This is a genomic window from Streptomyces sp. NPDC087422, from assembly GCF_044744145.1.
Lineage (GTDB): Bacteria > Actinomycetota > Actinomycetes > Streptomycetales > Streptomycetaceae > Actinacidiphila.
Genome location: NZ_JBIUXT010000001.1, coordinates 917,330 through 929,303, shown reverse-complemented (window position 1 = coordinate 929,303; position 11,974 = coordinate 917,330). Strand labels below are relative to the sequence as shown.

The following is an 11,974-nucleotide window of genomic DNA, read 5'->3' as shown; positions in this document are numbered from 1 at the left end:
AGGTTACTGGTGAGTTAAGAACACAGGCGCGGGCCCGGAGGTTGTCGTGACCGACACACAGACGTTGATCGAGAATCGGCCGCCCTCCGTGGCGACGCTCTTTCTGGAGCGCGTGACGGCGACCCCCGACGCGGAGGCGTACCGCTTCCCCGTCCCGTCCGAGAGCGGCCAGGGTCCCGACACCTGGCAGGCGCTCACCTGGGGCGCCGCCGCCGAGCGGGTCTACGCCATCGCCGCCGGCCTGATGGACCTCGGCATCCGGCCCGAGGAGCGGGTGGCGATCTCGTCCAACACCTCGGTCGACTGGATCCTCGCCGACCTGGGCATCCTGTGCGCGGGCGCGGCCACCACCACCGTCTACCCGAGCACCAACGCCGACGAGACCGCGTTCATCCTCGCCGACTCCGGCAGCCGCGTCCTGATCGCGGAGAACGCGGCGCAGCTCGCCAAGGCCCGCGAGCGCCGCGCGGAGCTGCCCGAGCTGACGCATGTCGTGGTCATGGACGCGGCCGGGGCGGCCGACACGGACGGCGACGGCTGGGTGCTGTCGCTCGACGAGCTGATCAAGCGCGGCGCCGCCTACCTGGAGCGGCACCCGGCCGCCGTCACCGACGCCGTCGCCGCCATCACCAAGGACCAGCTCGCCACCCTCATCTACACCTCCGGCACCACGGGCCGCCCCAAGGGCGTCCGGCTGCCGCAGGACTGCTGGGCGTACATGGCGCGCGCCATCGAGGCGATCGGGCTGCTCGACGAGAACGACGTGCAGTACCTGTGGCTGCCCCTCGCGCACGTCTTCGGCAAGGTGCTGACCGCCGGGCACATCACCGTCGGCCACGTCACCGCCGTCGACGGTCGCGTCGACAAGATCATCGAGAATCTGCCGGTCGTCCAGCCGACCTACATGGCCGCTGTGCCGAGGATCTTCGAGAAGGTCTACAACGGGGTCGCCGCCAAGGCCAGGGCGGGCGGCGGCGCCAAGTACAAGATCTTCCTGTGGGCGGCCGAGGTCGCCCGCGAGTACGCCAAGGCCGCGCAGAACAGCATGCGGCTGACCGGCGTCCCGACCGTGCCGGTCGGCCTGCGCACCAAGCACGCGATCGCCGACAAGCTCGTCTACGCCAAGATCCGCGAGGCGTTCGGCGGGAAGCTGCGCGCCTGCGTGTCCGGCTCGGCCGCGCTCGCCCCCGAGATCGGCTACTTCTTCTCCGGCGCCGGAATCCACATCCTGGAGGGCTACGGCCTCACCGAGTCCAGCGCCGCCAGCTTCGTCAACCCCGGCGAGTCCTACCGCACCGGCACCGTCGGCAAGGCGCTGCCCGGCCTGGAGGTCCGGATCGCCGAGGACGGCGAGATCCTGCTGCGCGGCCCCGGCATCATGCAGGGCTACCACGGGCTGCCCGAGAAGACCGCCGAGGTGCTGGAGTCCGACGGCTGGTTCCACACCGGCGACATCGGCGAACTGTCGCCCGACGGCTTCCTGAAGATCACCGACCGCAAGAAGGACCTGATCAAGACCTCGGGCGGCAAGTACATCGCGCCCGCCGAGGTCGAGGGACAGTTCAAGGCGGTGTGCCCCTTCGTCAGCAACGTCCTGGTCGTCGGCGGCGGCCGGAATTTCTGTACGGCGCTGCTCGCCCTCGACGAGCCCACCATCCTCGTCTGGGCCGCGGAGCACGGCCTCGAAGGCCGCTCGTACGCCGAGGTCGTCGGCACCGACGAGGTTCGCGAACTCATCGCCGGCTACGTCCAGCGCGTCAACGACAACCTCCAGCGCTGGCAGCAGATCCGCGAATTCCGCGTCCTGCCCCGCGACCTCGACATCGAGCACGGCGACCTCACCCCGAGCCTGAAGCTCAAGCGCCCGGTCGTCGAGCGCGAATTCGCCCCGCTGATCGAGGAGATGTACGCCGGAGCGCGCGAGGCGTAAGCCCCCGCGAGCGGCGCGCAGGGTACCCCTCGCGGGCGCGCCGCGCCCGGAGTTGACCGGGCGGGGACCGATTCGGGGGACCCCGGGGGTCACGCGGCGCGTTCGGACGGGTTCGGTGTGTCACGGTGTGTGCGTTGTCGCCGCATCCTCGGGAGCCGCCTGTGAGGCTCGACCCGCCACGCCCCCGCGAGGGCACCGGCACCCGTACCGCCAGCACCCGTACCGGCGCCGGTATCAGCACCTGCACCGCTTCCGGCACCACGCTGCCCGGCAATCAGCTCGCGGCGGGCGCCGCCCGGCGCTTCCTGCGGGCCGCGCTCGCCGACTGGACGAGCCAGGGCCTGCCGGAGGCCGCCGCGTTCACCGAACAGGTCGTGGACGACGCGATCCTGCTGGTCAGCGAGCTGGTGACCAACGCGGTGATCCACGCGGGCACCACCGTGGACGTCCTGTGCCGACTGGAGACGAGAGCGCAGGCGGCGGCGGAGGCGTTCGGGGACAGCGGGGCGCGGGAGCCCGGTCTGGTGATCGAGGTGTCCGACCAGTACCCGGCACGGGTGCTGCGCGGCGACGACCGGCCGGACCCCGGCGACCACAGGGAAGGCGGTCGCGGCCTGCAACTCGTCGCCGCCCTGTCCGACGCCTGGGGCATCAGCTACCGCCGCGACCGTAAAACCGTCTGGTGCCGCCTCGACCTCACCGGCCCGCCCCCGGCCGCAGGAAGCGAAGAGAGCGAAGACGAGAGCGAGGAGCCGCTCCGGCGCGGCCTGCGGGCCGCCGAGATCCTGGCGCCCGCGCCCTCCGGCTCCGCCCGGAAAGCGGACTCCGACTGGATCAACCGCGGCTCCCTGTCCTTCCTCGCCGAGGCGTCCGACCTGCTCGCGGGCCAGCTCGACGAGGACAACGTGGCCGTGCTGGCGACCCAGCTCCTCGTGCCGCGGCTCGCGGACTGGTGCGCGGTCTGGCTCTACGGGACCGGCGGCCGGCCACGGCTGTCCAGCGTCTGGCACGGCGCGGAGCACCGTATCGACGGCCTGCGCGCCGTACTGGAGAAAACCCCGCCCCCGCCGGGCCTGCGCTCCGGCACCCGCCTCGGCGGCGCCATGCCGTGGCCCTGGCCGGCCACCGACGACATGTGGGAGCACGGCGGCGCGCTGGCCGTACCACTGGTCGCCGCCGGGCGCTGGCACGGCACGCTGCTGCTCGGCCGCACCGGCCTGCTCGGTCTGCCGGGCGAGGTGGTCGGCCTGGTCGAGGACTTCGGGCGCCGGGTCGCGCTCGCCGTGGACACCGCGCGGCAGTACGCCCGCCAGGCGATGATCAGCACCGTCCTGCAACGCGGCCTGCTGCCGCCCGCCGCGGGCCGCATCCCCGGCGTCGACCACGCCGTGGTGTACGAGCCCACGGCCGGCGACTGGGTCGGCGGCGACTTCTACGACCTGTTCCCCGCGGGCGACGGCCGCTGGTGCTTCGCCCTCGGCGACGTCTGCGGCAACGGCCCCGAGGCCGCCTCGCTCACCGGTATCGCCCGCCCGGTCCTGCGGCTGCTGGCCCGCGAGGGCTACGGCGTCCCCGACGTCCTCGACCGCCTCAACAAGGCGCTCGCCGACGAGGCCGCCACCGCCCTGATCGGCGAGACCGGCGACTGGGAGGGCGGCCAGGCCCGCTTCCTGTCGCTGCTCTACGGCGAGATCGTGCCGTACGCCACCGGCCGCGGCGCCCGCTGCACGCTCGCCTCGGCCGGCCACCCGCTGCCGCTGGTCCTCACCCCGGACGGGCGGGTACGCGAGGCCGCGAGCCCGCAGATGCTGCTCGGCATCGGCGACGACACACGGTACGACTGCGAGTCCTTCGACCTCACCCCCGGCGAGACACTGCTGTGCGTCACCGACGGCGTCACCGAACGCCGCCGCGGGCACCGGCAGTTCGACGACGACGACGGCCTGGCGGCGGCGCTCGGCGGCTGCGTGGGGCTCAACGCCGTCGCCGTCGCGGAACGCATCCGGCGCGCGGTCCACGAGTACGACGACGCGCCGCCCGCCGACGACCTGGCGCTGCTGGTCCTCCAGGCGAGGTGAGCGCGCCAGGACCGGCATCCGACCGCGACCGGGACCGGCATCCGACCGGGACCGGGACCGCGACCCGAGCGAGGCCGGCGACCGCGCGGATTCGGGCACCTCGCGCGTACCGGATACTGGACAGATGCCTTCCGTACTGCCTGATGGTGAGCCCGTGCCCGCGGACGGGACGCTGCCCGCGCACGCGCTCGACGGGGCGGCGGACCGGCCGCTCGGCTTCTACCTGCACGTGCCGTACTGCGCGACGCGCTGCGGCTACTGCGACTTCAACACCTACACCGCCACCGAATTGCGCGGCTCGGGCGGCGCCCTCGCCTCCCGCGAGAACTACGCGGACGTGCTCACCGACGAGATCCGGCTGGCCAGGAAGGTCCTGGGCGACGACCCGCGTCCGGTCGAGACGGTCTTCGTCGGCGGCGGCACCCCGACGCTGCTGCCCGCCGCCGACCTCGTCCGCGCCCTGGCCGCGATCCGCGACGAATTCGGCCTCGCCGACGGCGCCGAGATCACCACCGAGGCCAACCCGGAGTCCGTCGACCCCGGCTACCTCGCGGAACTGCGCGCGGGCGGCTTCAACCGGGTGTCGTTCGGGATGCAGAGCGCGCGGCAGCACGTACTGAAGGTGCTGGACCGCACCCATACCCCGGGGCGGCCCGAGGCATGCGTCGCCGAGGCGCGCGCCGCCGGATTCGAGCACGTCAACCTCGACCTGATCTACGGCACGCCGGGGGAGTCCGACGACGACTGGCGCGCCTCCCTGGACGCGGCCGTCGCCGCGGGTCCCGACCACGTGTCCGCGTACGCGCTGATCGTCGAGGAGGGCACGCAGCTCGCCCGGCGGATCCGGCGCGGCGAGGTGCCCATGACCGACGACGACGTGCACGCCGACCGCTACCTCATCGCGGACGAGCGGCTGGCCGCCGCGGGCTTCACCTGGTACGAGGTCTCCAACTGGGCCACCACCCCCGCCGGGCGCTGCACCCACAACGAGCTGTACTGGACCGGCGCCGACTGGTGGGGCGCGGGGCCCGGCGCCCACAGCCACGTCGGCGGCGTGCGCTGGTGGAACGTCAAGCACCCCGGCGCCTACGCGCAGGCCCTCGGCGAAGGACGCTCACCCGGCGCCGGGCGGGAGATCCTCACCGCGGAGGACCGCCGCGTCGAGCGCGTCCTGCTGGAACTGCGCCTCGCCGACGGCTGCCCCCTCGACCTCCTCGCCGAGGAGGGCGCCCGCGCCGCCGCCCGCGCGGTAACGGACGGTCTCCTGGAGGCCGGTCCTTACGCGGACGGCCGCGCCGTCCTCACCCTGCGCGGCCGACTCCTGGCCGACGCCGTCGTCAGGGACCTGGTCGACTAGGAGCCGCCCCGGGGCGGCTCCTTACGGCGCCGCCACGAAGTCGATCAAGTGCTCCACCGCGCCCAGCAGCTCCGGCTGGAGGTCCTTGTAGGTGTGGACCGAGGCCAGGATGCGCTGCCACGCCTCACCCGTCGTCATGTTCCAGCCGAGGCTGCGGCAGACCCCCGTCTTCCAGTCCTCGCCGCGCGGGACGCGCGGCCACTCCCGGATGCCGACGGAGGACGGCTTCACGGCCTCCCACACGTCGATATAGGGGTGGCCGACGATCAGGACGTCCGCCCCGGTGACCGCCGCCGCGATACGGGACTCCTTGGAGCCCGGCACCAGGTGGTCGACCAGGACGCCCAGGCGGGCGTCGGGCCCCGGCGAGAAGGACTCGACGATGGCCGGGAGGTCGTCCACCCCCTCCAGGTACTCGACCACGACGCCCTCGACGCGCAGGTCGTGCCCCCAGACGCGTTCGACCAGCTCGGCGTCGTGCCGGCCCTCGACGTAGATCCGTCCGGCGCGCGCCACCCGCGCCTTCGCGCCGGTGACCGCGATCGAGCCGGAGGCGGACAGCAGGGGCCCGCGCGGGCCCGGCGCCTGCGGGCGGACGAGGGTGACCTGCTTGCCGTCGATGAGGAAGCCGCGCGGCTCCATCGGGAAGACCCGGTGCTTGCCGAAGCGGTCCTCCAGCGTGACCGTCAGCCCCTCGGCGGTCTTCTCCACCCGCACCACGGCCCCGCAGAAACCGGTGCCGACCTCCTCGACCACCAGATCCCGCTCCGCGGCCACCTCGGGCGCGGGGGTACTCCGCTTCCACGGGGGAGTGAGGTCGGGGTCGTCGTAACTCCTGCTGCGCATGAGGGAGATCGTAACCAGGGCGGCTACGCGACGGACCCGAAGCGGGCCGCCAGCGCGTCGCGCTGGGCCCGTACGAAGCGGGCGTCGACCACCGCGCCGTGGCCGGGCACGTAACGGGCCGTCTCGCCGCCGAGGGCGAGCAGCGCGTCCAGGGTGCCGGGCCAGCGGTCGGGCGCCGCGTCGTCGTCGGCCTGCGGCTCGCCCGACTCCTCGACCAGGTCGCCGCAGAAGACCACGGCGGGATCGCTCGGGGTGGCGCCCGGCACGACCACCACCAGGTCGTTGCGGGTGTGGCCGGGGCCGGGGTGGACCAGCAGCACCGGACGGTCGCGGCCCAGGTCCAGGGCGTACTCACCGCTGACCGGGTGGCCGGGCAGCACCAGGGCCTCGGCGGCCCGCGCCGCCTCCGCCGGGTCGGTGCCGAAGGCGACCGCCGACTCGCGCAGCGCCTCCCGCTCGCGCCGCAGCAGCGCGGCCAGCGACGTCTGCCCGTACACCTCGGCGCCGGGGAAGGCCGCCGTGCCGAAGACGTGGTCGAAATGGCCGTGGGTGAGCGCGACATGGGTGACGGTCCGGCCGGTCAGCGCCTCGACCTGGGCCCGCAGCTCGGCGCCCTCCCGCAGCGTGGAGCCGGTGTCGACCAGCAGCACACCGTCGTCGCCGACCACCAGTCCGATGGTCACATCCAGATGCGGCAGCCGCCGCCGCGCGACACCGGGAGCCAGCTGCTCCCACCCCGTGCCCTCCACCGGCTCCGCCGGTTCCGCAGATCTCACGTGACCGACGCTATCGCCGCCGCGCCCGCGCCGCCCGTCGTCCGCCGCCGTCCCCTGCCGCCCGTCGCCGACCGCCGCTCCGTCGCCTCGTACCGCCGCCCATCCCGCCACACTTCGCCCACCCGTACGGTGCCCTTGCCTCGCCCTCGCTACCTCGCCGTACACTTGCTGCGGGGCGGCTGGCACTCGAAACGCAGGAGTGCCAGGCCAGGGCGGTTTTAAGGACCGGTAGACGGACGAGGCCATACGGCTGGAGGTGCGCGATGCTGAGCGAACGCAGGCTCGAAGTGCTGCGTGCCATCGTCCAGGACTATGTCGGGACCGAGGAGCCGGTCGGCTCCAAGGCGCTCACCGAACGGCACCGGCTGGGCGTCTCGCCCGCCACCGTGCGCAACGACATGGCGGTCCTGGAGGACGAGGGATACATCGCCCAGCCGCACACCAGCGCTGGCCGCATTCCCACCGACAAGGGCTACCGGCTCTTCGTCGACAAGCTCGCGGGCGTCAAACCGCTGTCGTCGGCCGAGCGCCGCGCGATCCAGAACTTCCTGGACGGCGCGGTCGACCTCGACGACGTGGTCGGCCGTACGGTACGGCTGCTCGCGCAGCTCACCCGGCAGGTCGCCGTCGTGCAGTACCCGTCGCTGACCCGCTCGTCGGTCCGGCACGTGGAACTGCTGCCGCTGGCGCCCGCCCGCGTGATGCTCGTGCTGATCACCGACACCGGCCGCGTCGAACAGCGGCTCATCGACTGCTCCGCGCCGATCGGCGAGACCGTGCTCGGCGACCTGCGCGCCCGGCTCAACAGCCGGGTCGTCGGCCGCCGCTTCGCGGACGTGCCCCCGCTGGTCCAGGACCTGCCGGACGGCTTCGACCCGGACGACCGCCCCGCGGTCACCGCCGTGCTCGCCACGCTCCTCGAAACGCTCGTCGAGGAGACCGAGGAGCGGATCATGCTCGGCGGCGCGGCGAATCTCACCCGGTTCAACCACGACTTCCCGCTGACGATCCGGCCGGTGCTCGAAGCACTCGAAGAGCAGATGGTGCTCCTCAAACTGCTCGGCGAGGCCAAGGATTCGGGCATGACCGTACGGATCGGTCATGAGAATTTTCACGAGGGGCTCAATTCCACTTCGGTGGTGGCGGTCGGCTACGGTTCGGGCGACGAGGCAGTCGCCAAACTCGGCGTGGTCGGACCGACCCGCATGGACTACCCCGGAACGATGGGAGCGGTACGCGCAGTGGCACGTTACGTCGGACAGATCCTGGCGGAGTCGTAAGTGGCCACGGACTACTACGCCGTTCTCGGCGTGCGCCGCGACGCAGGCCCGGACGAGATCAAGAAGGCGTTCCGCCGGCTCGCCCGTGAGCTGCACCCGGACGTCAATCCGGACCCCAAGACGCAGGAGCGGTTCAAGGAGATCAACGCCGCCTACGAGGTGCTCTCCGACCCGCAGAAGAAGCAGGTCTACGACCTCGGCGGCGATCCGCTGGCCGCCGGTGGCGGAGGCGGCGCGGGCGGCTTCGGCGCGGGCTTCGGCAACTTCAGCGACATCATGGACGCCTTCTTCGGGCAGTCGCAGCAGCGCGGGCCGCGCTCGCGCACCCGGCGCGGCCAGGACGCGATGATCCGGCTGGAGATCGAGCTGGACGAGGCCGCGTTCGGCACCACCAAGGACATCCAGGTCGACACCGCCGTGACCTGCGGCACCTGCAACGGCGAGGGGGCCGCGCCCGGCACCGCCGCGCAGACCTGCGACATGTGCCGCGGTCGCGGCGAGGTCTCCCAGGTCACCCGGTCCTTCCTCGGCCAGGTCATGACGTCCAGGCCCTGCCCGCAGTGCCAGGGCTTCGGCACCGTCGTGCCCACCCCCTGCCCCGAGTGCGCGGGCGACGGCCGGGTCCGCTCCCGCCGTACGCTCACCGTCAAGATCCCCGCGGGTGTCGACAACGGCACACGTATCCAGCTCGCGGGCGAGGGCGAGGTCGGCCCCGGCGGCGGCCCGGCCGGTGACCTCTACGTCGAGATCCGCGAGGTCCCGCACCCGGTCTTCCAGCGGCGCGGCGACGACCTGCACTGCACGGTCACCATCCCGATGACGGCCGCGTCCCTCGGCACCAAGTGCCCGCTGGAGACGCTGGACGGCCTGGAGGAGATCGACATCAGGCCCGGCACGCAGTCCGGCCAGTCCATCCCGCTCCACCAGCGCGGTGTCACGCACCTGCGCGGCGGCGGGCGCGGCGACCTCGTCGTGCACGTCGAAGTCCTCACCCCCAGCAAGCTCGACGCCGAGCAGGAGAATCTGCTGCGGCAGCTCGCCGTGCTGCGCGGCGAGGAGCGGCCCCTGGGGCAGTTCGCGCCGGGCCAGCAGGGCCTCTTCTCCCGGCTGAAGGACGCCTTCAACGGGCGGTAGCGCGCCCGCGCTCCGCACGAGGGTGCCCCCTTCGGGGGGGTGAGCCGGTCTTTTCAGGGGCGCGGGGAACCGCGGACCGGCCGAATGGCTCCCGCGGGTCACCACCGGCCCCAGAGGGGCGGATCGCTACGTCCTCGGACCACCGGCCCGGCGGGGGCTTGTCGCGCGGTTCCCCGCGCCCCTGAAAACGAGGCACCGCCTCACGTGAGGCGGACGCGGGGGCCGCGCCCCGCACGGGGTACCGCACCTCGCCGGGAGGCGGCATGGCACGATGAACGTCATGTCCGCGTTGACCGATCTCTCGTCGTTCTCGGCGTATCCGATCATTCAGGCGCCGATGGCCGGAGGCGCGTCGAATCCGCAGCTCGCCGCGGCCGTGGGGGCGGCGGGCGGCCTGGGCTTTCTGGCCGCCGGGTACAAGACCTCCGAGGCGATGTACGAGGAGATCCGGCAGGTCCGGCATCTCAGCTCGCACCCGTTCGGGGTGAATCTGTTCATGCCGCAGCCCGCGACGGCGGATCCGTCCGCGGTCGCGGTGTACGCCGAGCAGTTGGCGGGGGAGTCCGCCTGGTACGGGACGCCGCTGGGCGACCCGGACAGCGGGACCGACGACGCGTACGACGCGAAGGTCGCGATCCTGCTGGAGGACCCGGTGCCGATGGTGAGCTTCACCTTCGGGTGCCCGGAGCGCTCGGTGCTCGACGCCTTCGCGAAGGCCGGCACGTACACCGTCGTGACGGTGACCTCGCCGTCCGAGGCGCTGGCCGCCCAGTGGTCGGGGGCGGACGCGGTGTGCGTCCAGGGCGTGGAGGCGGGCGGCCACCAGGGCACCCACCGCGACGACCCGCAGCTCGACGGCGCGGGTTTCGGGCTGCTGTCGCTGGTGCCGCAGGTACGCGAGGCCGTGCAGCTGCCGCTGATCGCGGCGGGCGGGCTCATGCGCGGCGGGCAGGTCGCGGCGGTGCTCGCGGCGGGCGCGGACGCGGCGCAGCTCGGCACGGCGTTCCTGGTCTGCCCGGAGTCCGGGGCGAGTCCGCTGCACAAGCGGGCCGTCACCGATCCGGTCTTCGCCCGCACCGAACTGACCCGCGCCTTCTCCGGGCGGCCCGCGCGCGGGCTGCTCAACCGCTTCATCCGCGAGCACGGGCCGTACGCGCCGCCCGGATACCCGCAGATCCACCACCTCACGTCCGGGCTGCGCAAGGCCGCCGCCGCGGCGGGCGATCCGCAGGGCATGGCCCTGTGGGCCGGTCAGGGCCATCGGCTGGCCCGTGACGTCTCCGCCGGGCGCCTGGTCGAACTCCTCGTCGAAGAACTCCACGCCGCCCGGGAGGCGCTCGCATGACGGCCCCCGTCTTCCTGGTCGAACCCGCCGCGCTGGACGGCTCCCCGTCCACCGTCACCCTCACCGGGCCTGAGGGGCGGCACGCGGTCTCCGTGCGCCGCCTCACGCCCGGCGAGGCGATCGTCCTCACGGACGGGGGCGGGCGCGGTGCCTACGGGGTGGTCGCCGCCGTCTCCGGCAAGGACGTGCTCGACGTCGAGGTACGCGAGACGCGGGTCGAACCCGAGCCCGCCGTGCGGATCACCGTCGTCCAGGCGCTGCCCAAGGGGGACCGCGGGGAGCTGGCCGTCGAGACCATGACGGAGGCCGGGGTCGACGCCGTCGTTCCCTGGGCGGCGGCCCGCTGTGTCACCCAGTGGCGCGGTGACCGGGGCGCCAAGGCCCTGGCGAAGTGGCGGTCCACCGCGCGGGAGGCCGCCAAGCAGGCGCGGCGCCTGCGATTTCCCTCCGTGGCGGACCTGATGACGACCCGTCAGGTCGCCGGGCTGTTGGCCGGCGCCGAATTCGCCGGGGTCCTCCATGAGGAGGGCTCGGCCGCGCTGGCCTCCGCCGCGCTGCCCGCGTCCGGGTCCGTCGTGCTCGTCGTCGGGCCGGAAGGCGGGGTCTCCGCCGAGGAGATCGCCACGCTCGCCGCCACTGCCTACCGCCTGGGCCCCACCGTCCTGCGCACCTCCACCGCCGGGGTGGCCGCCGCCTCCGTCCTCCTCGCCCGCACCGGCCGCTGGTCCTGACCTTCCGACCCACCCGGCCTTACGGGCGGGGCAGCCACCCGTAAGGGGAAGGTCCTGCCTTCGGGGGATTTACGGGAGGGCGGTCGCGGGCGGAGGTTGGGGGGATGGGACGAATGGGGACATGGGGAGCCGGGGGGATGGCCGTGACGGCAGCCCTCATGGCGATGACGATCAGCGGATGCGACCCGGCGGACGGGCTGGGGGCGAGCGCGGTGTCGGCGACGACCGACCAGTTGGCGACGCGGGCGCTCAAGAAGGACAACATTGACGTGAGTTGGCTGTCGTGCAGCGCGACGACGGGCAGGACCGAGGACGACGTCGACTGCCTCGGCCGGACCGACCACGACGAGAAGATCACCGTAAAGGGCACGGTGACCAAGCAGTTGGACGACAAGTGCGTCCAGGGCCACCTGACCGCGGTGGTCGGAAAGAAGACCGTCTTCGACGTACGAGGTCTCGGAAACTGCTCGGCGAAGACATGATCGCCGTCGCTAGGC

Annotated in this window: 10 protein-coding genes; 8 read left to right on the top strand and 2 right to left on the bottom strand. The window is 73.2% G+C overall.

All coding sequences use genetic code 11. The features are described from left to right. Nucleotides 1-46 precede the first annotated feature (46 nt). From ACIO6U_RS04445 to hemW, 3 genes are all read left to right on the top strand, one after another. Complete coding sequence (locus ACIO6U_RS04445; RefSeq protein ID WP_401715478.1) at nucleotides 47-1,930, top strand: AMP-dependent synthetase/ligase; 1,884 nt, start codon at nucleotides 47-49, stop codon at nucleotides 1,928-1,930. Between the two features lie 161 nt (nucleotides 1,931-2,091). After that, complete coding sequence (locus ACIO6U_RS04440) at nucleotides 2,092-4,008, top strand: SpoIIE family protein phosphatase (protein ID WP_401715476.1); 1,917 nt, start codon at nucleotides 2,092-2,094, stop codon at nucleotides 4,006-4,008. Nucleotides 4,009-4,132: 124 nt separating this feature from the next. Further along, nucleotides 4,133-5,365, top strand: coding sequence for a radical SAM family heme chaperone HemW (hemW, locus tag ACIO6U_RS04435; protein ID WP_355348866.1), 1,233 nt, complete (start codon nucleotides 4,133-4,135; stop codon nucleotides 5,363-5,365). 21 nt (nucleotides 5,366-5,386) lie between these two features. On the opposite strand, the gene ACIO6U_RS04430 is transcribed toward hemW, so the two are convergent. Continuing rightward, nucleotides 5,387-6,211, bottom strand: coding sequence for a DUF3097 family protein (locus ACIO6U_RS04430; protein WP_391047525.1), 825 nt, complete (start codon nucleotides 6,209-6,211; stop codon nucleotides 5,387-5,389). Between the two features lie 23 nt (nucleotides 6,212-6,234). Beyond that, nucleotides 6,235-6,987 carry an MBL fold metallo-hydrolase gene (locus tag ACIO6U_RS04425; RefSeq protein ID WP_391047523.1) on the bottom strand — a complete coding sequence of 251 codons (753 nt, stop codon included), beginning with the start codon at nucleotides 6,985-6,987 and terminating at the stop codon, nucleotides 6,235-6,237. 263 nt (nucleotides 6,988-7,250) lie between these two features. Here ACIO6U_RS04425 and hrcA point away from each other — a divergent pair, with 263 nt between their 5' ends. From hrcA to ACIO6U_RS04400, 5 genes are all read left to right on the top strand, one after another. After that, a complete protein-coding gene (gene hrcA / locus ACIO6U_RS04420; protein WP_355348857.1) occupies nucleotides 7,251-8,267 on the top strand; it encodes a heat-inducible transcriptional repressor HrcA in 1,017 nt (338 codons plus the stop codon). After that, complete coding sequence (dnaJ, locus tag ACIO6U_RS04415) at nucleotides 8,268-9,401, top strand: molecular chaperone DnaJ (protein WP_355348854.1); 1,134 nt, start codon at nucleotides 8,268-8,270, stop codon at nucleotides 9,399-9,401. It abuts the gene before it with no gap. A gap of 271 nt (nucleotides 9,402-9,672) precedes the next feature. Continuing rightward, nucleotides 9,673-10,746, top strand: coding sequence for a nitronate monooxygenase (locus ACIO6U_RS04410; protein ID WP_391047520.1), 1,074 nt, complete (start codon nucleotides 9,673-9,675; stop codon nucleotides 10,744-10,746). Beyond that, nucleotides 10,743-11,477 carry a 16S rRNA (uracil(1498)-N(3))-methyltransferase gene (locus tag ACIO6U_RS04405; RefSeq protein ID WP_391047518.1) on the top strand — a complete coding sequence of 245 codons (735 nt, stop codon included), beginning with the start codon at nucleotides 10,743-10,745 and terminating at the stop codon, nucleotides 11,475-11,477. The genes ACIO6U_RS04410 and ACIO6U_RS04405 overlap by 4 nt, the downstream gene beginning before the upstream one ends. A gap of 137 nt (nucleotides 11,478-11,614) precedes the next feature. Next, entirely contained in the window at nucleotides 11,615-11,959 is a 345-nt protein-coding gene (locus ACIO6U_RS04400) for a hypothetical protein (protein WP_401304461.1), read from the top strand. Nucleotides 11,960-11,974 lie beyond the last annotated feature (15 nt).

Coding starts and splice junctions, on each gene's coding strand:
- hemW (WP_355348866.1), top strand. CDS start 4,133: ATGCCTTCCGTACTGCCTGATGGTGAGCCCGTGCCCGCGGACGGGACG.
- ACIO6U_RS04430 (WP_391047525.1), bottom strand. CDS start 6,211: ATGCGCAGCAGGAGTTACGACGACCCCGACCTCACTCCCCCGTGGAAG.
- hrcA (WP_355348857.1), top strand. CDS start 7,251: ATGCTGAGCGAACGCAGGCTCGAAGTGCTGCGTGCCATCGTCCAGGAC.
- ACIO6U_RS04410 (WP_391047520.1), top strand. CDS start 9,673: ATGAACGTCATGTCCGCGTTGACCGATCTCTCGTCGTTCTCGGCGTAT.
- ACIO6U_RS04405 (WP_391047518.1), top strand. CDS start 10,743: ATGACGGCCCCCGTCTTCCTGGTCGAACCCGCCGCGCTGGACGGCTCC.
- ACIO6U_RS04400 (WP_401304461.1), top strand. CDS start 11,615: ATGGCCGTGACGGCAGCCCTCATGGCGATGACGATCAGCGGATGCGAC.